Annotated in this window: 20 protein-coding genes, 3 pseudogenes and 1 other annotated feature; of the genes and pseudogenes, 9 read left to right on the top strand and 14 right to left on the bottom strand. The window is 65.8% G+C overall.

The window, feature by feature from the left end; genetic code table 11:
• Nucleotides 1–101: 101 nt before the first annotated feature.
• Complete coding sequence (locus tag L1892_RS09150; RefSeq protein ID WP_235723284.1) at nucleotides 102–2,159, top strand: MFS transporter; 2,058 nt, start codon at nucleotides 102–104, stop codon at nucleotides 2,157–2,159.
• A 111-nt stretch (nucleotides 2,160–2,270) separates the two neighbouring features.
• Nucleotides 2,271–2,783 carry a hypothetical protein gene (locus tag L1892_RS09145; RefSeq protein ID WP_235723283.1) on the top strand — a complete coding sequence of 171 codons (513 nt, stop codon included), beginning with the start codon at nucleotides 2,271–2,273 and terminating at the stop codon, nucleotides 2,781–2,783.
• A 9-nt stretch (nucleotides 2,784–2,792) separates the two neighbouring features.
• On the opposite strand, the gene L1892_RS09140 is transcribed toward L1892_RS09145, so the two are convergent.
• The 3 genes from L1892_RS09140 to L1892_RS09130 form a co-directional block, all read right to left on the bottom strand.
• A complete protein-coding gene (locus tag L1892_RS09140; RefSeq protein ID WP_235723282.1) occupies nucleotides 2,793–3,734 on the bottom strand; it encodes a DMT family transporter in 942 nt (313 codons plus the stop codon).
• Nucleotides 3,735–3,762: 28 nt separating this feature from the next.
• On the bottom strand, nucleotides 3,763–5,019 hold the full coding sequence (gene serS, locus L1892_RS09135) for a serine--tRNA ligase (protein WP_235723281.1): 1,257 nt from the start codon (nucleotides 5,017–5,019) through the stop codon (nucleotides 3,763–3,765).
• A gap of 67 nt (nucleotides 5,020–5,086) precedes the next feature.
• Entirely contained in the window at nucleotides 5,087–5,422 is a 336-nt protein-coding gene (locus L1892_RS09130; protein WP_235723424.1) for an ankyrin repeat domain-containing protein, read from the bottom strand.
• Nucleotides 5,423–5,546: 124 nt separating this feature from the next.
• On the opposite strand from L1892_RS09130, the gene L1892_RS09125 reads away from it, so the two are divergent.
• On the top strand, nucleotides 5,547–6,773 hold the full coding sequence (locus tag L1892_RS09125) for a septum formation family protein (RefSeq protein ID WP_235723280.1): 1,227 nt from the start codon (nucleotides 5,547–5,549) through the stop codon (nucleotides 6,771–6,773).
• Between the two features lie 4 nt (nucleotides 6,774–6,777).
• Nucleotides 6,778–7,128 (top strand): metallopeptidase family protein, encoded by a 351-nt coding sequence (locus L1892_RS09120; protein ID WP_235723279.1) that lies wholly within the window; start codon nucleotides 6,778–6,780, stop codon nucleotides 7,126–7,128.
• A 739-nt stretch (nucleotides 7,129–7,867) separates the two neighbouring features.
• Here L1892_RS09120 and L1892_RS09115 read toward each other — a convergent pair.
• Complete coding sequence (locus L1892_RS09115) at nucleotides 7,868–8,527, bottom strand: hypothetical protein (protein ID WP_235723278.1); 660 nt, start codon at nucleotides 8,525–8,527, stop codon at nucleotides 7,868–7,870.
• Between the two features lie 806 nt (nucleotides 8,528–9,333).
• Here L1892_RS09115 and L1892_RS09110 point away from each other — a divergent pair.
• The 4 genes and pseudogenes from L1892_RS09110 (at nucleotide 9,334) to L1892_RS09095 (ending at nucleotide 11,405) form a co-directional block, all read left to right on the top strand.
• Nucleotides 9,334–9,648, top strand: a complete 315-nt coding sequence (locus L1892_RS09110) for a hypothetical protein (protein WP_235723277.1) — start codon at nucleotides 9,334–9,336, stop codon at nucleotides 9,646–9,648.
• A gap of 553 nt (nucleotides 9,649–10,201) precedes the next feature.
• Nucleotides 10,202–10,384 (top strand): hypothetical protein, encoded by a 183-nt coding sequence (locus tag L1892_RS09105; RefSeq protein ID WP_235723276.1) that lies wholly within the window; start codon nucleotides 10,202–10,204, stop codon nucleotides 10,382–10,384.
• Nucleotides 10,385–10,915: 531 nt separating this feature from the next.
• A pseudogene (locus L1892_RS09100) lies at nucleotides 10,916–11,035 on the top strand (hypothetical protein); the annotation flags it as partial.
• A 97-nt stretch (nucleotides 11,036–11,132) separates the two neighbouring features.
• Entirely contained in the window at nucleotides 11,133–11,405 is a 273-nt protein-coding gene (locus tag L1892_RS09095; protein WP_235723275.1) for a hypothetical protein, read from the top strand.
• 378 nt (nucleotides 11,406–11,783) lie between these two features.
• On the opposite strand, the pseudogene L1892_RS09090 reads toward L1892_RS09095, so the two are convergent.
• The 5 genes and pseudogenes from L1892_RS09090 to L1892_RS09070 all read right to left on the bottom strand — a co-directional run.
• Nucleotides 11,784–12,458, bottom strand: a pseudogene (locus L1892_RS09090) (IS3 family transposase); the annotation flags it as partial.
• Nucleotides 12,459–12,521: 63 nt separating this feature from the next.
• Nucleotides 12,522–13,382: an IS21-like element helper ATPase IstB gene (gene istB, locus L1892_RS09085; RefSeq protein WP_235723274.1), complete on the bottom strand. Its 861-nt coding sequence runs from the start codon at nucleotides 13,380–13,382 to the stop codon at nucleotides 12,522–12,524.
• Nucleotides 13,379–14,728 (bottom strand): Mu transposase domain-containing protein, encoded by a 1,350-nt coding sequence (locus L1892_RS09080; RefSeq protein ID WP_235723273.1) that lies wholly within the window; start codon nucleotides 14,726–14,728, stop codon nucleotides 13,379–13,381. The genes istB and L1892_RS09080 overlap by 4 nt, the downstream gene beginning before the upstream one ends.
• 135 nt (nucleotides 14,729–14,863) lie before the next feature.
• A pseudogene (locus tag L1892_RS09075) lies at nucleotides 14,864–15,441 on the bottom strand (transposase); the annotation flags it as partial.
• Nucleotides 15,026–15,157, bottom strand: a sequence feature (AL1L pseudoknot). (Overlaps the previous pseudogene by 132 nt.)
• A 374-nt stretch (nucleotides 15,442–15,815) precedes the next feature.
• Complete coding sequence (locus L1892_RS09070; RefSeq protein WP_235723272.1) at nucleotides 15,816–16,487, bottom strand: hypothetical protein; 672 nt, start codon at nucleotides 16,485–16,487, stop codon at nucleotides 15,816–15,818.
• A gap of 417 nt (nucleotides 16,488–16,904) precedes the next feature.
• Here L1892_RS09070 and L1892_RS09065 point away from each other — a divergent pair, with 417 nt between their 5' ends.
• Nucleotides 16,905–18,446: an LGFP repeat-containing protein gene (locus L1892_RS09065; protein WP_235723271.1), complete on the top strand. Its 1,542-nt coding sequence runs from the start codon at nucleotides 16,905–16,907 to the stop codon at nucleotides 18,444–18,446.
• Nucleotides 18,447–18,488: 42 nt separating this feature from the next.
• On the opposite strand, the gene L1892_RS09060 is transcribed toward L1892_RS09065, so the two are convergent.
• From L1892_RS09060 to L1892_RS09040, 5 genes are all read right to left on the bottom strand, one after another.
• Nucleotides 18,489–19,007 carry a hypothetical protein gene (locus L1892_RS09060; protein WP_235723270.1) on the bottom strand — a complete coding sequence of 173 codons (519 nt, stop codon included), beginning with the start codon at nucleotides 19,005–19,007 and terminating at the stop codon, nucleotides 18,489–18,491.
• A gap of 34 nt (nucleotides 19,008–19,041) precedes the next feature.
• Nucleotides 19,042–19,620: a helix-turn-helix transcriptional regulator gene (locus tag L1892_RS09055; protein WP_235723269.1), complete on the bottom strand. Its 579-nt coding sequence runs from the start codon at nucleotides 19,618–19,620 to the stop codon at nucleotides 19,042–19,044.
• Nucleotides 19,617–19,895, bottom strand: coding sequence for a DUF7446 family protein (locus L1892_RS09050; RefSeq protein ID WP_235723268.1), 279 nt, complete (start codon nucleotides 19,893–19,895; stop codon nucleotides 19,617–19,619). Before L1892_RS09050 ends, L1892_RS09055 begins: the two co-directional genes overlap by 4 nt.
• Before the next feature lie 32 nt (nucleotides 19,896–19,927).
• Nucleotides 19,928–20,035: a DNA cytosine methyltransferase gene (locus tag L1892_RS09045; RefSeq protein WP_235723267.1), complete on the bottom strand. Its 108-nt coding sequence runs from the start codon at nucleotides 20,033–20,035 to the stop codon at nucleotides 19,928–19,930.
• A 468-nt stretch (nucleotides 20,036–20,503) separates the two neighbouring features.
• Nucleotides 20,504–20,826 (bottom strand): transposase (locus L1892_RS09040; protein ID WP_235723266.1); only part of this gene is annotated, 323 nt, incomplete at its 5' end.

Genomic DNA, 20,826 nt, shown 5'->3' with positions numbered 1-20,826 from the left:
CAAGACCAGGCCGCGAGCCCGTTACCGCTACACGTGACTCTCGCCCGCGGATCAGTAGCCGCCCGTCGTGCCCCTGCCTGCGCCACCGCTGAGGAATGCTGATGCGTCAGGGCCCCTTTGCCGGACGCTATCCGGCCGTGGCCGTCATGGTCACCTTCGCGCTCATCCCGTATCTCGCGCTGTCCGCGGCCATCGAACCGCTGGTACCGACGATCACCGCCCAGCTCGGTATGACACCGCAGATGATGAGCCTCGCATCCGGCCTCGCCAACGCGGCCTACGCAGCCGGCACGGTGCTGGCGGTGCAACTGGCCCAACACCTCCCGCAGCGTCGGATGCTGTTGGCGTACGCGGTGGTGCTCGTGGTGGGTGCGGTCGTCACGGCCGGTGCGGTAAACGGCGTCATGTTCACCTTCGGGCTGATCTTCCTCGGCCTCGCCACCAGCATGCTGCTGATCGCCGCCGCGCCGTCGTTGACCATCGGTTTCCCCAAGAAGCGTCTGCCCCAGACCGCCATGATCATGAACATGTGCGTGTTCGGTGCGGTGGCCATCGGGCCGTTCATCGGCGGCGTGCAGTCGGCGGCCGGGCAGTGGCGCCCTCTGTTCTGGATCATCGCCGGCATCGCCGTGCTGGCGCTCGCCATGGCGGTCCTCACCTTCGAGGACGCACCGCCGGCGGACCCGACCGCGCCACGTGATCTGCGGGCGATCGGGCTGGCCGCCGCGGGCTGCGTACTGGCCTTCGCCGGCGCCGCGCGACTGACCACCCATGGCCTGTTCGACGTCGAGGTGGCGTTGCCGATGTTCGTCGGCCTGGCTTTGATCGTCGCGCTGATCACCTATCAGTTCCGGGCACGCCGACCCCTGTTGACGGTGCGGGCGGTGCTCACCAGTTCGATTCCGGTCGCGGGGGTGGTGCTGGCCCTGTTCGCCGCGGCGGCCTCGATCGCGGCCACCTCGCTCACCGCCGCCGCGTTGATGGATGAGCTCAGTGCCTTCCGGGTGGGGCTGCTGTATCTGCCCGAGCTGGGTGGCGCCATCGTGATGGCGGTCGTCTTCGGCGTTGTGATCTCGCGTCGCGCGATGCACTACCTGCCGCTGGTCGGCATGGTGCTGCTGGCGGCCGGGATCGTGGTGTTCCAGCTCGCCTTGCCGGCCAATCAGCCACTGGTGCTGCTCGGCGCGGCACTGACCGGCCTGGCGCTGGGTGCGACGGTGGCGCCCGCACTGTTCGTCACCGGGTTCTCGCTGCAGTCCAACAGCCTGCAACGGGTGTTCGCGATCATCGAGCTGCTGCGTGCGGTGGCGGCGTTCCTGGTGGCGCCGATTCTCGCCAACATCGTGGTTGCCGCGTCCGCCGACCGGCTCGACGGCACCCGCCACGCGTTGTGGATCGGATTCGGCCTGGCCATCGCCGGCGCGGTGTTCGGTATCGCGGTCTATGCGCTCAGCGGCGCTCGCCCACAGAAGCCCGACCTCGATCGCTTCCTGGAGGGTGACGCCGCGGCCTGGCACTCCCCGCCGCTGCTCGCCCGGCTGCGCGGCATCGCGGCACCGGCCCCCACCCGTTCCGAGCCGGTGGATCGGGGATTGCCGGCGCCGGCGCCTATCGCCGAGTCCGACCTCGATCGCGCGACACCGGGTCCGATCTGCTTCGCCTACGACGGCAGCGACCTCGCGCGATCGGCCATCGTCGCCGCCCCCGGGCTCGTCGGCCCCGGCCGAGATGCTGTCGTCGTCTGTGTGTGGCAGCCGGCCGATGTCGGGTTCACGCCCCCGTCTGGCGAGCGATTCGACCCGAACAACGCACACGAGGTCGCGCGGATGGCCGAACGGGTGGCCGCCGCCGGTGCCCTCCTGGCCGAGCAGGCCGGTTTCCGCGCCCGTAGCGTGGCGGTCGAGGCCGCCCCGACCTGGCAGGGCATCGTATTCGCCGCGCAGGCCGAGAAGGCCCGGCTCATCGTGCTCGGGCCGCATCCGCGCGGTGGGCTGTTGGCCGCGTTGCAGGGCAGCGTCTCGGCGACCGTTGCTGCGCACACCGCGATACCGGTGCTGTTTGTGCCGTCACCCGCCGACACCGAGACCGACAAAACCGTCGAATCCGGCGCATCGCCGCAGGTGAACGGCCGGAGCGCGGCTGTCGGGGTCGGCGAATAGGCTCGTCACGGCGGAGTGTGATCGCCTACGGTTGAGAGAGCGGGATCGGGGGAACTCCTCGCAGGGTCGGGACTCCACTGAGGGTCGGGGGACTCGAGAAGGAGGCAACTCATGAACCGAACTGCTCGCCTCGCAGCATCCGCGCTCGCCGCGTCCGGGCTGGCGGTGGGTGCGACCACCGTCGCGGCCGCGTCGGCGACCGCGGCCGAACCCGCTGCCCTGAGCATCCAAGGTGACCTGGCGCTGACACCAGACCTGCATCTGTTGCGCATCGACGCCGAGGGCGCACGTACCGGGGCAGGAGCCACCGGCGGCACCTATACGGCGACCGTGCTGGCCGGCACCGACCCGACGCCCATCCAGGTCACCGGTCCGATCACCTGCATCTACGTCAAGGGCGATACGGCCTCCCTGGTCTACCCGATCAGCGACATCAAACCCATCGGCCTGCCGGCGCAGTTCAAGGATGCTGCCGCCGTGCAGATCACTGTGCGCGAGGGGACCGACGGACGTAGCGACATGGTCGGCGTCAACGGCCCGATGCTGACCAGCAGCTTCACCGGATGCGCACCGACCGACACCCCGTTCGCCTTCGACGGCGAGATCGAGACGTCGGGCGGCTGATCGACTGATTCAGCCGGTCATCTGTCTCTGCTCCCGAGGCGGATGACCGTAGCCGGTCGGCATGTTGGTGGCGTCGGCGGATTCCACAGCGGTGACCGCTCCGGACGACGCCAACGCCACCCCACCGGCGACAGCGGCGACGAACGCGACGATCGCGACCGGCCCCCACCCGGCGCGGGTGACGTCGCCGAGAAAGATGATGCCGACGGCACCGGGTAACACCGTTTGGCCCACCACAAGCGCGGCGGCGGCACCATTGACCGACCCCGTCTGCAGCGCGACGGTGAACAGATAGAACCCGGTGATCCCGCTGAACAGCAACGCATACAACGCGGGGTCGGTGAACATCGCCATCAGGTCGAACTCATCGAGGCCGTCGACGAGGCGCGACGCGATGGCCATCACGCCGAACACCGCACCCGCCATCAGCCCGGTCGCCGCGGCAATGTGCTTGTGCAACATACGCATACACATCAGGCCCAACCCGAACAGGACGGGCCCGGCCACCAACACCGCCCAGTGCATCCAGCGGTCGTTCTGCGCGCCTTCACTTCCCGCGGACACCGCCAACAGCACCAATGACGCCACCACCACGGTGCCGGCGATCCAGTCGCGCATCGCCAGCCGCACATGCAGCACCACCATCGCCAACAACGCCGTCGCGACGAGCCGCGCCGAGATGATGGTCTGCGACAAGAACAACGGGATCAGCCGCGCCGACAGGATGGTCGCGACGAACCCGATGATGTCGAAGACGAAGCCCACCAGGAACGGCACCGTCAGCATCGTCGCGACGGTCGACCGCAGCGACGGGTGCGCCTTGGACGACTGGCGGCGCTCCTCGCGAACGGCGGCCCGCTGCGCCACCTGATCGGCACCGAGCGCCTGAAGCACCGCAGCCGCGGCGAAGGCGAACGAGCCGATCACCGCGATGATGATTCCGGCGGTCATCGCAGCGAGATCACCACACTTCCTTTGATCAGCGGGGCTCGAGGACGTCGGTCCCGACGAACCGGGCCAGTTCCGGCGGCAGCGTCACCGAGCCGTCGGGCTGCTGATGGTTCTCCAGGATGGCGACGAGCCAACGGGTGGTGGCCAGGGTGCCGTTGAGCGTGGCGGCGGTCTGCGGTTTGCCGTTCTCGTCGCGGTACCGGATCGACAGCCGCCGCGCCTGGAAGGTGGTGCAGTTCGACGTCGACGTCAACTCGCGGTAGGTGCCCTGGGTCGGCACCCAGGCCTCACAGTCGTATTTGCGTGCCGCCGACGACCCGAGGTCGCCGCCGGCGACGTCGATCACCCGGTAGGGCACATCGATCGCGGCGAGCATCTCCCGCTCCCAGGCGAGCAGCTTCTGGTGTTCGGCCGCGGCGTCCTCGGGTTTGCAGTAGATGAAGCCCTCGACCTTGTCGAACTGGTGCACGCGGATGATGCCGCGGGTGTCCTTGCCGTAGCTGCCGGCTTCCCGCCGAAAGCAGCTCGACCAGCCGGCGTAGCGTTTCGGGCCGTCGGCGAGGTCGATGATCTCGTCGGAGTGATAGCCGGCCAGCGGCACTTCCGAGGTACCGACAAGGTAGAGGTCGTCGTCTTCGAGGTGATAGACCTCGTCGGCGTGGGCACCGAGGAAACCGGTGCCGCCCATGATCTCCGGTCGCACCAGCACCGGCGGGACCATCAGCGTGAACCCGTTCGCGACCGCCTTCTGTGCGGCCATGTTGAGCAGCCCGAGCTGCAACAACGCACCGTGTCCGGTGAGGAAGTAGAAGCGCGACCCGGAGACCTTGGCCCCGCGTTCCATGTCGATGAGGCCCAGCGCCTCGCCGAGTTCGAGGTGATCCTTCGGGTCGTCGATCCGGCGCGGTTCACCGACGTGTTCGAGAACCACATAGTCGTCCTCACCGCCGGCCGGGGCGCCCTCCTCGACGAGGTTGGAGATCGCGCGGTGCGCGGCGGTCGCGGCCTCGTCGGCCTCGTGCTGGGCCGCCACGGCCGCCTTCACCTGTTCGGCGAGTTCCTTGCCCTTGGCCAGCAGCGCGGCCTTCTCCTCGCCTTGGGCCTTGCCGACCTGCTTGCCGAGAGCCTTCTGCTCCGAGCGCAGACCGTCGGCCTCGACGATGGCGGCGCGGCGCGCGGCATCGGCGTCCAGCAACGCGTCGACCAGACCGGGATCCTCACCTCGGGTCCGTTGCGAGTCGCGCACGAGGTCGGGGTTCTCACGAAGAATCTTCAGGTCGATCACGTGTGAAACCCTACTGGAGGCGCTGTGGCGTGGCGTCGCACCCGCTGGTCAGCGTGCCCGCGCGGATTCACGACTGCCAGTGCCGCGTGTAATCGGTGCGGCCGAACATCTGGGCCGCATCGTGGGCGGTCGGAGTGCCGGCGAATGGGTCGGCACCCGCGCGCACCAACGCCGCGACCACGTCGTCGAAACCCTTGAACACCGCGCCGGCCAGCGGCGTCTGACCTCTGTCGTTGACGGCGTCGACGTCGGCGCCGCGGTCGATCAGCACCCCCACGGTCGCCGACGACCCGTGATAGGCGGCGAGCATCAGCAGCGAGTCGCCGGCCTGGTTGCGCAGGTCGACGGGCACACCGGCGTCGAGATAGGCGGCCAGGGTCGGCGCGTCGCCGGCGCGGGCCATGTCGAACAACCGTCCGGCGAGCTCGGCCACATCGTCGGGTACTGGGCCGGGCGCGGGGGTCTGCGAACTCACCGTCGCGAGTGTAGGTACTCCTCGGCAGACGCAACAGGCATGATGGGTTCTGATGAACGGCGATGACGACACCCCGCGGGACGGGGCCGACGACGACTGGGTGAACGTGCCCGGCGGCGAGACGTCAGAACACGACACGTCACCACACAACGCGCCGCCACAGGACACGCCATCGGCCGACGCGGCGGACACCCCCCGCGACGACGAGGGCCGCGACTGGCGACGATCCCTACTGCGCCATCCGGTGCGGGTGGTGCTGTCGGCGGTGATCATCGGCGCCATCGTGGCCGGCGCCATCGCCCTGGCCATGGGTGTGTTCAACGAGAGCGGCAGCGTCGGCGGCACCGACATCGGCGAAGGCGAGCGGCTCGCCCAGAACGCGTTCACCCAGTCGGTGCCCGGCGACTGCCTCGACTGGCCCGCAGACAACCCGGGCGATCCCAGCAAGGTCGCCTGCGATCAGCAGCACCGCTTCGAGGTCGCCGGTCCGCTCGACACCGGATTGTTGCCCGGGTCGGAGTTCGGCGAAAGCGCCTCGTGGCCGGGTGCCGGTCGCTTCGCCGCGATCCGTGACGAACAGTGTCCGGTCATCGTCGACGCCTACCTGGACGGGCGGCTCGATCCCCAGGGCCGGTTCTCGGTCGGCATGATGTATCCGTCGCAGGTGCAGTGGGACAAGGGTGCGCGCGAGTTGCGCTGCGGGCTGCAGCAGACCGGTGCGGACGGGATGGCCGACCAATTCGTCGGCCGCGTCGCCGAGCAGGACCAATCCTTCCAGTGGCCACCCGGTACGTGCATCGGTATCGATCCGGCCAACCGCAAACCCACCGGCGTCGCGGTGAACTGCACCGAGGCCCACGCCTTCCAGACCACCGGAACCGTCGTGCTGTCGCAGCGGTTCGGCAACCCGTTGTCGGGCAAGCCGTGGCCGGGGGTCGAGGCCCAGAACGATTATCTGCAGTCGATCTGCCCGGTACAGGCCACCCGCTTCCTGGGCGGTAAGCAGAAACTCGACGCGACGACGTTGAACGTGCAGTGGTCGGTGTTGTCGGAGCCCAGTTGGCTGGCCGGCAGCCGCACCGCGGTGTGCTACCTCGGACTGCCCGACCGGGGCGGTTTCGCCACCCTGGTCGGCGATGCCCGCTCGACCCTGCTCATCAACGGCAAACTGCCGGTGCCACCACCGCAGGCGCCACCGGGTCGGGCGCTGCCCACCCCGGTTCCGCTGCCGCCGGGTATCGCACCGAATCCGGACGAAGTGCCGGCCCCGGCCGGGTGACCCGATGACCGTACGCATGTCCGACGACGAGTTCGACGGGCTGGTGTCCGACGCGCTGGACACCATCCCCTCCGAGCTGACCGACAATATGTCGAACGTGGTGATCCTGGTGGAGCCGCACAACGAGGAAGAACCGTCGATCCTCGGCCTCTATCACGGGGTGGCGCTGACGATGCGCGACCACGAGTACGGCGGCTTCCTGCCCGACACCATCACCATCTACCGCGACCCCATTCTGGCGATGTGCCGCACCCGCGAGCAGGTCGTGCACGAGGTCGCGGTGACGGTGATCCACGAGATCGCCCACCACTTCGGCATCAGTGACGACTGGCTGCACGCGAACGGGTGGGGCTGAGGTCGTCGGCGGGCGGGGGCAGGGGTCCCGATACGCCGCTCGGCTAGCGCCCGGATCGGGAAGGCCAACCGTCGCCTGGCCCGCGCCGGCGCTGTCGACCGGTTCACCTGCGACGTCGAGGAGTTCGTGCGCTGAGGTGGGCAGCTCGTCGCGGTCGGCAGCGACGGCCCGGCTGAGATAGCGGCGCCCCTCGTCGGTGATCACCCAGGCCAGGGCCAGCAGCTCACGCACCCCGAACAGCTGTGCGCTGCCGGGCCCGCCCGAGGGTTCGGCCGGGACAAGGTCCTCGGGGTCGTACTGCAGCGCCCACAAACCGGCCGGCGAGACACCGAGGAACGGCACCAGACACGACTTGCCGATCTGCACGATCTCGCCGGTCTCCTCGTTACGCACAACGTAGGAGGTGCTGCGCGCGCGGGACTTTCGGCAATAGTCACACCAGTGTTCATCGGGGCGAGTCCACCCGTCGAGGCTCTGGCCGGGTGCGGTGCGCACCACCATGCCGGCCTCCTCGCGGGTCAGGGCGGCCAGGAAGGTGTAGCCGGGGGCGGTGATCTGCGGGGCGCTGAGGGTGACCCGGGCCATCGCGACGTGCTCGGTCCCCGCGGCGGTGTGATCGGTGCCGAGTGGGACGGAGTATTCCTCGCTGGCCATGATCTGGCTACAGCGCGCTCAGGGAGCAGGTGACCGCGTCACATCTGTCCACCCGTCGGTAGCTGCGCGGGTGGACAGGCCTTCGCTACTGTGCGGCGGGCAGTTCCGTGATAGGTACCGGCTCGGGCCAGTTCCATTGGCCGACAGGTACGCCCGCTGTGCCTGCGGGGACCAGCTGCACCAGCGACAGCGATACCTCATCGTTGGTCAGGGCGCCGCGGGTGCTGTAGTCGACGAATGGTATGACGCCTTCGATGTGGCCGGTGACGGTGGCTTTGCCGATTGCGGTCGGCGCCGATGAGTTGGTGATGCCGTCGATTTCCTGGCCGCTGAGTGTGCGCAGCACCCAATGTGACGGATTCAGGTCGTACGCGCCGTCGACGACGTCGATCGAGACCGGGACCAGCACGCTCACCGTCGAGGTCGAACTGCGGCGGACGGTGGCGGGGTCGCTGACCTGAACACGGATGGTGTAGCCGTCACCGGAAATGGTGTGTGTACTGCCGATCAGCCCGATCTCAGTATCCTCGTCGGCTTCGGAGTTCACTCGAGGTAGCAGGGGCATCTCTTCGTTGCTCGTCGGGGTTGAGACCGTCGTGGAGGCGGTTGTCGACGATTCCGGTGGCAGCGCGCCACCAGCACTGTTGTTGACGTCGTCATCGGTGCTGCCGCTGCACCCTGCGGCAGCGACGATGACAGCAACGACCGCGACAACACCTGTGAACGATGACGTACCCCGACTCACCAGTCATCCACCCCTATTCTTCACTCCCAAAAATTATCAGTGCGTTATCGTACGGGAGTCTGTGCGTCAGAGAGCCGTGGCCCCTTCATCCCGGGGCTCACCTACGCGAGACAGTCAGTCGGGGCGACAGGGGGGCGATGGACCCGTACAGGGCAGTGAACCGGACGAGCGGGACCACGTTCTGGCATGGAGGGACGCCGGGGCTTGACGTAGGAGACGAGATTTTGTCTCGCAACCACCTCTATCAACTCGGTGCAGGTAACCGATCTAGTCCACGGGGGGTAGATGACGACGGTTCGGTTGTGTACATCACCGACAGCCTCGCAGTAGCGAGAGGCTACGCTGCCCTGTACGCAACCCCCGGAGACGTGTACGAAGTGCGGCCACAACCGGCGTCGTCGCTGCGAATCGACGATGATCTCAAAGTGGTGAGCTTGACGGCCGCTAGGGCGAGGATCGTCGGCGTGGCTGAGCGTGAGGTGCAGGTGACTTATGAACAGGCTGTGCGACCGATAGCTCCGCACCTGACATGGGAAGACGACAGCCCGGTCTATACATCTGAAGGTTTCGTCACTCCCGCACCGAACTGGGCGCACGCCGATCCCGGGCAGCTCGCCGAACTAGGAAGTTGGCTGCCGCACGTTGGTATTCGGTACATCGAGCGAACCCGTCGGTGCGTGATTTACTGGCCGGTCATGGCCACATACGTGGCCAGGTTCCCCGAACTCGCGAATAGATCGCCTCACATGCACAGACGTGCGTGACTCCGGGACGGGGGACCCCGCCGTGTCTTGATGTGTGAGTCGGTGACAGCTGCAGCTGCTGGCCCGCAGCGGATCGACGGCAACGATGTGCGGGAGAAGTTGGCGGCGGGTGCGTTCACCCTCAACGACCACGACGTCACCGATGCCGCGCGGCAACTCGGGTGCACACCCGCTACCGGACCGCGCGGCGCTGTGTCGATGCTCGGGGCGCAGATCGAGCACGCCGCAACGATGTCGGCCACCTGTGCCCGCGACGCCCTGGCGATCAGGCTGCGTGTGAGCGCCGGCGGCGATGTCGCCCTGGCCGGTGTTGGGTCGGGAGGTTCTGGCGGCCGGGTCGACTGGAAGGTCTGTTGACACATTGACGTGGTGGCTGTGGCTGTTGATCGGGTTCCTCGCTGTGGTGGTGTTGGCGATCGGCGAGATAGTGGGACGTCGAACACACAGCCGCGCAGCTGGGTTGGTGATGGCGGTCGTGGCTGGAACGGAGTGTTATGTGACCTTTGTTGCCGTTCTCCTCGTTACCGGGTACTGAGGAGTGCTGGTGACCGGGCGCGCCTGAGTTGGATGGAGTGTCGAATTGAGTCGACCTTCTCCGGTTGGGCGAGCCACGCCGCACGAGTGTGGAACCTGAATCTGCATGTGGTGCCGACCGAATTAGACCTGCTCATCCTGCTCATTGCTGCCGGGCGACTTCGACCCGGCCGCACCCACCCGGGCAGGTGCGCGGGGCGGTGATCACTGAACCGACCCCGCCGCCCGCGCGCATGCCCGCTTCGGACCGGCGAACCTGAGTAGTTGGCCGTGTCGTATCTGACATCGACGATGTCGGTGGAATGTCTTACCGTGGAACGTGGTTATGCGCCGTGGCAGGGGGATTTATCTGCCAGCATCATCACGGGGGACACACATGAGCACACCATCACAGGAGTCGGCGTCAGAAGTTGCGCCGGTCACCGTTCTCAGCAGCACCGACGATGAGGTGCCGTCGGCATTGGTGACCGCACCGCGCAGCGAACTGGTGATCTCGGCATTGCTGCTTATCACGACTGCCGCTATGTTGGTTGCCCTGTTCACCAGTGCTGGGTGGTGACCACGGGGCAGGCATACCCCGCAACAGGGCGGTCTCGGATCTGGTGCTTGAGGTCGTTGATCTGGCGGGTCATCTGCCAGGCTTGACGTAGAGCATCCGGGAGAGAGGCCCGCGACACCAGTGATGTGTGCGTTCATCGCCGAGCATCGCGCTCGGTTCGGGGTTGCTCAGATCTGCCGTGCACTCACGAGGTGACATGCATGCACCTTGCATCTCAACCCCGCTCATGCCGATTCGGCCCTCTACGAGCGTTGCACGACAGGTCGTTTCGCTTCCATGAGGATACGATTTGCCTCCATCTGGCCTGCCCACTTGCTAACCTGACAAAGTCTCACGTTGGGGCGTCGCACGCCAAGACATTCGGGGTGCTCGCGGGGCGATCTCCCCCCCATTGACCGCGCGAGCCACCGTCGTGGCGTGTGGCGAGAGACAGCTGTGGGCATCGTGCACAGCAAGGGCCGCGGCCCCCATCTGCGCACGATGCCCCGCAGTTCTCAAACACAAACTCGGGCCAACTGGGTCAGCGCCCAGACTCCACCAACCGATCCGAAGGGTACCGGTCAAACCAAGTCGGCCCCACGCTGGAAGCCAGCGCTCAACGCCCTGGCCATCACGTTCGCTGACCGGATGCCAGCAGCCGAAGATCGCTGATCGAAAGGAAATTCGAATACACGCCCACTTACACCGAATATCGGACAGTCCCGCTTCGCGGGGACAGGGAGTGGTGTGGTCGGCGATACTCACCGATGTGGTTGGGCAGATGGAGTGGTGGCGCGAGCGCGGGGTGATGGTTGCGTTCGCGTTGCGGTGGGCGCCGTTCGGCGGGGGCAGTAGCGAGGACATCTGGCTGGCCTTCGGCATCAGCGAACACGTCTACTTCGCCCGCCTGCAGGTGGTGCTCCGTGGTGGCCCACCCGTGGGGGTCGACGATGTCACGTGGGATCGCCTGCGTGGTGTGTGTACCCGCCGACTGGCGGCCGATGCCGGTCCGAGCTCACCGTCAGCAGAGGGTCGGGCATGAGGGCAGGCGGCACAACATCGGTTCGGAGGCGACCGTAGAGCATTCGGTCATCGCCGGAAACATCGATGCCGGAGGCTTTGTCTGCGATGCGGGGCAGTGTTGAGGATGGTGAGTGGTGATGGGAGGGTTATCGGTCGTGCCTTCGGTGTGTGGCGTGTAGCTGGCGGTGTGCGGTAGCGAGTTGGTGTCGTAGGCGGGCATTTTCGGCTGCCAGGTTCGGGTTCCTGTGGTGGTTTGTGCCGTTCGGTCGTCGAGCGGCGGTGTCGGGGTGGGGTTCGGTCTCGGCGGTGGGGGTTGGTGATCGGTCGGTGGTGGTTGAGGCTTTGATGCGGGCGAGGATGTCAGGTTGAATCGTCCTGGGTCGAGTGGAGGCCTTGGTTATGCCACCTCCGTTTCGGGGGTGACGCGCTCACGGTAGCTGGTTTCGTAGTCGATCGGCGTCTGGTAGCCCAGCGACGAGTGCAGACGCGTTGTGTTGAACCAGGCCACGTAGGCGGCGGTTTCTCGTTCGACGTCGCCGCATCCTGACCAGGTCCGACCGTCGATGAGTTCGGTCTTGTACAACCCGATCGTCGATTCCATCAGGGCATTGTCGAGGGCATCACCGACAGATCCAATAGAGCCGGTGATCTCGGCGTCGCGCAATGCTGCCGAGAACGCCAACGATGTGTACTGGCTTCCCGCATCGGAGTGATGCACCAAACCTGTTGTGGTGAAACCGAATATGCCTCTTCGTCGCGTTGACATCGCTTGCTCGACGACACTGGTCACCAACGGTGTGTGCTTGGTCGACATCACCCGCCACCCGAGTATCCGCCGCGAGTACACGTCCACGAGGAACGCCACATACACGAACCCCGCCAACGTCCACACATACGTAAAATCGGCCACCCAAAGCTGATCCGGTGCATCGGGACGATCCCATTGCCGATCAACATGATCCGGGAAACGAGGCGCCCGATCATCGCGGGTGGTCGTCGTGGTGCGGTGCTGGCCGCGGACCGCACCGGCGGCACCGCAGATCCCCATAAGTCGACCGACCTGATCGCGGCCCTGACGAGGCTCAAGAAACTTCCCCAGGTGTGCTCGCTGAAATTCCCCACCTGTGGGCGGCTCCTACTGTAGCGTCCGTCGGGTTGGCGCGGTGGCGGTGCGCTGGTTTTGGGTGCGTGCGTGGTGGTCGCGTAGTCGGTAGGAATCGCCGTCGAGTTTGAGCACGACTGAGCGGTGCAGCAGTCGGTCGAGCATGGCGGCGGCGACGGTGGTGTCGCCGAGGACTTCACCCCATTCGGCGACTGACCGGTTGGTGGTGATGACGATGCTTGTTTTCAAATATCGTTGTGCCACAACTTGAAACAATGCTGACGCGGCTTCGGCCGGCAATGGTAGATATCCGAGTTCGTCGATCACCAGCAGGGTGGGGCCGGCGAAGAACCGCATGCAGGTGGCCCAGCGGCCCTCGATGGCGGCTTTGTGGCAGCGCGCGGCCAGATCGGCGGCGGTGGTCACATAGGTGCGGTAGCCGGCGTGCACCGCGGCATGTGCCAGCCCGACCGCGAGGTGGGTTTTGCCGGTGCCGGGTGGGCCGATGAGTAGCACGTTCGTCGCCGATTCCAGATACGCGCAGGTGCCCAGTTCACGGATCAACGCCCGGTCGACTCCGGGGGCGGCGTCGTAGTCGAACCCGTCCAGGGTGGCGGGGGTGGGCAGACAGGCGAACCGCAGCCGCCCGGCCAGGCGACGGGCCTCGGTGGCATCGACCTCGATGCCCAGTAGGTGCTCAAGGGTGTAGGTCATCGTCCACTCCTGCTCGGCAGCGATCTGCAGCACCTGCGGTAGGGCTTGCGCGGCGGCGTCGAGTTTGAGTACGGCGAGATGCCCACGCAGCTGCTGATACACCGAGACCGCCGATTGTGACTGCGGCGCATCATTGGTCGGATTCACGGTGGTGGTGGTTGTGTCGGTCTTGTTGGTCATGGGAGTTGGGTCCTGTTCTGTGCGGCGCGTTCATACACGCTCAGGTCGATCACCGACGCCTGAGCTGTTGGCGCGGTGGTGTGTGTGGTGTTGTGACGCAGCGCCTCTGCAGCTTGTCGAGCGGCTTGGCCCGGTGGGATGCGTTCCTTGCGGCGATGCGGCCGGCGACTCGATGAGGCGCCGGCCTGGGCCAGGGTGTCCAGGGCGACGACATGGCCGTGGTCACGCACTTGGGCTCCCGAGCCTGCAGCGGCCAGGCGGTGGCGGGCGATCACGATGCCCGAGTCGGTGGCGATGTCGATATGCCCGTCGCCGAGTCGTTCGCTGACGTGCACGTCGTTCATCGCCAACTCCGGGGGCACCGAGTACTGGTTGCCCTTCCACGCCACCAACGCCTGGCGAGACACTTTCCGCACCTCGGTGACCGTCGTCGGGTACGGAGCCGCTGGCGGGGCGCTGAGCGGTTCGCGCTTGGCGACGGTGGCCACGTTCGAGCGCCCATCTTTGGTTCGGCGCATACGCACATCTGAGCGGGTCCGGCAGAACGTGTCACAACTGGCCTGGGCTTGCTCGACGGTCAGCTCGTCGGGAAGTGTGCGCCACCAGCGTTGCGCGGCAATGTGATTGGACTTCTCCACCACACCTTTGCGGTTCCCACGCCGGGGTGGACACACGGCTACCGAAACACCGTAATACTTGGCGACACCAGCGAACTCGGCGGTCAAGGCCCCGGTTGCCGGGTGACACACCGTGGCCATCCGGTCGAACCGCCACGACTTGGTGACCCCACCCAAGCGGCGGGTGATGCGGTCGATACCGGCGATCACCTGCGGGCGGGTCATATCAGGTGCCAGATAGCCGCGCCACCGCCCCGAATGCGACAGTGACCCGACCAGCAAGAACGCGGTCGAACCCCAACCCCACTGCGATGGAGGATTCGGCAACTCCACCCAATCCCATTGCGTCTCTTCACCTGGCGGGTGTTCAATGATCGCGTTCGCCCGTTCGGTGACCTGCGCGCAGTCCGCACACTTTGGTCGCAGACCGCGAATCCGGATCTGGCGGGTCAGGGTCTGATACGACTGGGCGTAGCCGAGGTCCTCAAGTTCATCGCACAACGTGCGCGACCACAGATGCGGGTCCTCGTCGAGTCGGGCCCGAACATAGTCCAGGAACGGCTCGAACGGATCCACCGCCGGTTTCTTACGTTCGCCCGGGGTGCGCTCACCATTGAGGTAGGCCCGGATCGTCTTCCTATCGTGGCCGGTGTGGCGGGCGATCGCCGAGATCGTCCACCCCCGTTTGTGCAGTGCATGTACTTCCACATCGCTCTCCCGTGTCAACATGAAAGCGGGCCTCCCGAGGTTGCTGGTGAGTGGTCAGAGACCATCAGCATCACGGGAGGCCCGCCTACTCTGGCGGAGCCACACGGGTGAGGAATTCAGATGAGCATCACTGGGGAATTTCGATGAGCGCCGTCAGCCCATCCGAACCCCGGCACGATCCATCGCATGCCACATTTTGCGGACGCCGTAGACGCTGCGGTTGCGTTCCCACACCTGGTAGACCGCGTGCGCCTCGTAAGCTTCTGCCAGCACCGATTCGGGGACCTGGCCGGCTTGTTTGCGTGCGTAGTAAGTGGACGGGGCGATCTGCATCCCGTGCTCGGTGAGCACGCGGCAGATCGGGTCGACCCCGAACCTGGCTTTGTGAGCGTCGATGTACTCGACGATCACCGCAGTCGGCGGTCGACCTCCGCCGCTGCGAAAAACGCGGATGCTGTCTTCAAAATCTCATTTGCCCTACGTAATTCGGCATTCTCGCGCCGAAGAGCACGCACCTCGGACTCATGCTCGGCGACCGTCTTGGCGCCCTCGGCCGAGTCGATCGGGGCGTCCTTCTCGATCCAATTGCGTAGCGTCGCGGGGTTGATGTCGAGCAGTCCGCCGACGTGCTTGCGGGCGCTGAGTTTGGACTCACCCGCCTCCTTCAGACGGTCGTGATACATCCGAACCGCCCGCTCACGAGTCTCCTGATCGAACTTGCGTGGTGCAGCCATACCGACATTCTCCTGGTGAGATCACGGTCTCCACCAGACCCAGGACGGCTCAGGTTGGGTGTAGATCCACGATCGCGCGACGGCGGCGGTACGGGCGAGTTCTGAGACTGTGATGGGGCCGGGGTGTGTGTCGAGGGCGGCGAGGGCGCGGTTGCGGGTGTGTTCGTGGCGGCGGCGGGCGGCAGCGCGTAGGTGGGCGCTGTTATCGGCGTGCATGGGCGTTCACGTCACGATGGCGTGGGGTGTGGGTGTTGGTTGGGCTATAGCTGCCGGGATGCCCGATGATCTGACGTGTCACCCCTCACCTCCTGGTCGAACATGTATTCGCACGATAGGGGGTGGGGGTGACAGTCGGACGCGGCCAGCGGCTGGGGTCATCGGGCGGGTGTTCGCGCTGACCGTCCGATGCCGGTGGCGGTGCGCAGCTGGTCGGGGTCATACCCGTTGGCGGCGTTCATGTCGCAGCGTACGGTGCCGTAGCCCTCGGGCAGGCCGTGGCCGTAGCCCTGGCCGTTGGTGTACTGGTGGGCGATCATCTGCGCTGCCAGGTCTCCGGTGCCGGGCGGGAACACCGGCGCCGACCCGTAGGAGGGGACGACGAACCCGATCGGTGGACGGTGGGGCCAGATGTGGGCGTCGTGGGGGTTGAGGTAGCCGATCACCCGGCGCGGTCGGCCGTGGATGTGCGGGCCGCGCCAGTCGCCGATCGCCCAGACGAGCCGGTTGATCGCGTCGCTGTTGTCGCCGGTGATCTGTCCGCCCCACGATTCCACGTCGACCATCGACACGACATCGGGGCGGTTCTCGCCCTGCAGGTCGAGGTGGGTAGCCAACACATCGCGCCAGTTGCGCCGGTACACGCAATACACGATCAGTCCCCGCAACCGTCCGGAATCGAGCCACGACCGCGCCATATCCCAATTATGTGTGAAATTGCGGTCGCGATATGTGCCGTTGTTCGATCGAATTGACAACCATGTGTAGGGATAGCTGTCATCGAGTACCGGTTGCCATTCGGAAATATCGGCAAACAATGTATCTGCCATGTGGTTAATTCTCCTTTTCTGGTGATTGAGCGAATTTCTGTATTCACGGTTCCACGGTGGTTGACAGTGTCGCCGCGACGGTGGCGTGCTGGTGCCAGCCGGGCTGCGTTAGTGGCGGTAAAGGCTTGCTGTGCAACCTGATCGTAGAGGTACCGGGCCGGTCTGACAGGTGGGCGCCGACGGCGGTTCCGGTGGTGGGGAAATGGGTGATTTATCTGCGGTGTTGTGTTGAGGACAGGTGTCCACGACGCATTCATCGGGACGGTCGACGAGTATTTCTGTCGAATGAGGTGGTGACCTGGAGGTTCTCTAACTTGTCAGTGTGGGGTGCCAGTCTGTCGTTAGCTCGTCACCGTCATCGAGCAACTCGCCGCCACTAGAAGGCGACGATTTCAACAATCGCAAGGAGTAGTGATTATGCAGGACAAGACCACGTCTGAGGTTGCAGCCGCGGCTGCGGCCACCACCGTCGACGAGGGCAACGCGCCAGCCGTGCAGGACTTCGCGGCCACCGCAGCGGCTACCGCGGCAGTGGCGGCCGGCTGCCAGATCTACCCGCCCACCTCGTTCCAGGTGTGCGGTGCGATCCGCGACAAGTACAACCAGATGGGCGGACCGACGAGTTTTCTGCTGTTTCCCAAGAGCAATGAGCTGACCAACCCGGGCAACACCGGCAAGCGTTCGGAGTTCATCGGCGGCAACATCTACTGGTCGGCGGCCACCGGCGCGCACCCGGTCGCCCACGAGTTCTTGTTCAAGTGGGGCGATCACGGCTATGAGACCGGGTTCCTCAAATACCCGAAGACCGACGAGATCGTGCTGTCTGACGGCATCAGCCGCCGCCAGCAGTTCCAGGGCGGCCACATCTACTGGTCGCCGGCTACCGGAGCGCACTCGATCCAGGGCGCCATCTACGACAAGTGGACAGCCCTCGGCGCCGAGACCGGGGTGCTGAAGTTCCCGACCTCGGACGAGGTCGTCGCGCCCGACGGCACGGGCCGCTTCACCACCTTCCAGGGCGGAGCCATCTATTGGCACCCCACCACCGGGGCGCACCCGGTGTACGGGCCGCTGCACATGTTCTGGGGTCTCTCGGGCTATGAAGCCGGACCGTACGGTTACCCGACAGGTGACCCGGTCTACACCGGCGATAACGTCTCGCAGACATTCCAACGAGGAACGATCCAACTGTGGGACGGCCAGCTCGGCGGCGTTCACCAGGTCGACGAGTCCGATGAGTTGACCCTCGATGACACCTGGATTTTCCCGGAGTATCCCGCGTGGCCGCCCACGCCAGACACCTTCGCGGACTGGAACACCGTCGATGATCCCGACGGCTCTCTGGCTGAGCAGAATCGCCAGGAAGCGGTCATGGTCGACAACGCCCTGGCCACCTTGGGGGGTTATGAAGTTACCCGGTACCTGTGGAAGCACATGTACGAAGACCCGGGCATCGCCGTCACACTGGCACCGAGCACCATCGACGAGTGGATGGAAGAGTCGTTCACCGGGATCGACGGTTTCACTGCACCCGCGCTGGTGCGGTCTGCCAATCGTGACCGGACTGTCGCCACCGCCATCGAATATGCCGATCGGCTCAACAAGCCCTTCAAAGCGACCTTCATCGCGATCGACAAGGATGATGAGGGAGTTGAGCGCAAGCGCTGGATTCTGACCCGAGGGCTGTCGGGCAGTGATCAGTGGTACGCGGCCGGCAGGTACTCGATGTCGGCGTGCACATCGGTCATCGCACGGCCGGGTCCGGCGGGCCAGCATCCGATCAAGCTGGTGCAGCAGGCACACACCTACGATGTCTACGATTTCGACCCCGAGTACACCAACTCGCTTCCGGTCGATTTCGCCACGGAGATCACGTTGCGCGGGTTCCGGCTCGGCATCAACAAGTGGTTCCAGGTCTTCGGACATGGCAGTCAGATCGCGTGGGAAGGCCTGCGCTAGCAAGCCAGTAGCCGAGTCGCCGGTTGCGCACCGGTGGCTCGGCTACGTCCCGCTGTAGACCACGAACACCTGTGTATGTGACGGGGTGGAGTTCAGGACAATTGCCTGTTCAGCCTGGGTCAGAGATTGGTCGGGATTGCGGGCACTCTGGGACCGGCTGATCCGCGCGCCACCGCCGGCGGGGCAAGCCAAACCGAGCTCGGTGAGATCGTCGCCGGCCCACGGTGAGGGAATAGACGCGCACGGCAGATCCTCGAACTGCGACAGCCCGCTAGTGAAGTCCGCTGCTTGCAACGTCCGGAACTGATCGGCTGGCCCGTCGTACCGGATGGCGAACGCTGAGGAGCCGACCGAAGCGATCGGCCAGACGTAGCCTTGGGCGAACTCGAAGCCGTCGGGGACGTGCATACCTCGTCGTTCGATGCGTTCGGCAGCGCCGTTCGCGTCGATGCTCTTGCGGTACGGCGTTTCTTGAAACCCACATGCTGCTACAAGGGTTCCGGCAACCACAGTACAAATGAGGAACATCAGGGCCGAACGAGTTCGACGGTAGAGGCGCAATCTCTCTCCTGAGTAGGTAGCGAATCGGCGGGTGTCAGCGGGGTAGGTGGTCGGGGTTGGTGTGCAGCCACAGTGTCCAGGCGGCGGTGGTGGTTGTGGTGAGCCACAGTAGTGCGATGTCGTCGGTGGCGAACCAGTGGCCGCCGCGTAGGGCGTGGGCGGTGGCTGGGGTGGCCGGCAGGTGGCGCAATAGGTGGGCGAGGTCGTCGACGGCGGTCAGTTCGTGGTCGGTGAGGTCGTAGATGTCGGTGTGCAGGGTGCGCAGTCTGGTGCGTAGGAAGTCCGGTGCGCGGCCGAGGTGTTCGCCGAGGATGGTCCAGAACTCGTCTTTGGGTGAGCGCAGCGGCAGGTAGGTCAGCAGGCGGCCGAGTTGATAGAGCGCGGCTGCGGCGTCGGGGTCGCTGCGGAGTCGTCCCTGGTGCACCGAGGTGGGGTCGACGTCGTCGATGCCGTGGTGGGCCAGTGCGGTGACCAGGCTGGTGGCGGTGGCCGGTTTGGGGGCGTTACCGCCCTCGATCGAGGCGACGGTCATGCGGTGCACGCCGGCGGCGGTGGCCAGTTGTTGTTGGGTGAGGCCAGCCTCGGTGCGGGCGTGCTCGAGGTAGGTAATCACCGGTCGCTGTGCTCGCCGTCGATAGGCTCACCGTCGCGGGGGTCGGCGGCCGGTAGCGGGGTGACGTCAATGCTCCAGCCGGTGCCGTCCGGGCCACAGAGCACCATGCCCTCGGGATAGGTATCGAGGATGTACTGGGCGGCTGCGGCGATCGCGGAGTGGGTGACATCGCGTTTACCGGCGAGGAAGGCATTGCCGGCGGCGTTGAGTGTGCCGGCGTAGATCTTCTGCGAGAGCGGTTGATAGCTGACAGCGACCTGGCGGGACGTACTCACGGTGCTGGTCCTTTCCGGGGTGGTGGGGTGGATTATGCCGCCACCGTGGTGGGGCTGGTGGACAGGCTGGCGGCGACGCGGTGGCCGAGGAAGGTGGCGACCGGTACGGCTACGGCGTTGCCGATCTGGCGTTTGACCACTTTGGCTTGGGTGGTGGCGGGGTCGCGCTAGGACACGGCCCACCATTGCGTGACACCGTCTGCGCGGCATCCTCGGCCACCTCCCGATCAGCGTGGGCAGACATCGCATCGATCGGCCGCGCGGTGTCAATCGTGTAGGTGCCCACCATCTCCGGGTCGCCGCTGGACACCTTCGTGCGGTCGTAGTGACACCGCATCTTCCACGGCCGCCGTACACCCATCGCCGCCACCCTTCGCTGTCGTCATCGGAGTCGATCACCGAGCATGCTACCTAGCATTTGTGATAGATGCTAGGTATCATTACGTGTGAAAGATGGTCGATGGCAGAATGGAGTGCGGGATGACCAGCACTGCGACAGAGGACCCGCTAGGAGGCTGCTGAAGAAGTGGTCTGTGTGCGGCTGGCCGTCGGTAATGCTGGGTCTGTTGATCACGGGCGAGTGTTGCTCGGGCGCTTGCCCCGCGGGGTCAGGCGGTGGTCAGGGTCCAGGTGTTGTTGGTGGTGCTCAGCCCCAGGGTGATCAGGCGGCGCAGGTTGATCGCGGCGGCGCGGTGGTGCAGCCAGTTGTTGTTCGCGGTGACTCCTCGGTACGGCACGCGGCGGCTACCGCGGGTCAGCCAAGCGATCGAGCGTTCCACCATAGGCCGATGCTGTCGATATGATTGCTGGATCATGTTGTTGGTGAACTGTTTTCGATGGTCACGCTGGAGCCGATGGTGTTCACCGAGGTGGACGGAGCGGCCCTTGGCCGAGGTGGTGCACCGTGCCCGTAGCGCACACCCCGTGCAGG

It is taken from the genome of Gordonia tangerina (assembly GCF_021556435.1).
GTDB classification, from domain to species: Bacteria; Actinomycetota; Actinomycetes; order Mycobacteriales; family Mycobacteriaceae; genus Gordonia; species Gordonia tangerina.
This window is presented reverse-complemented; position numbering and strand designations above follow the sequence as displayed.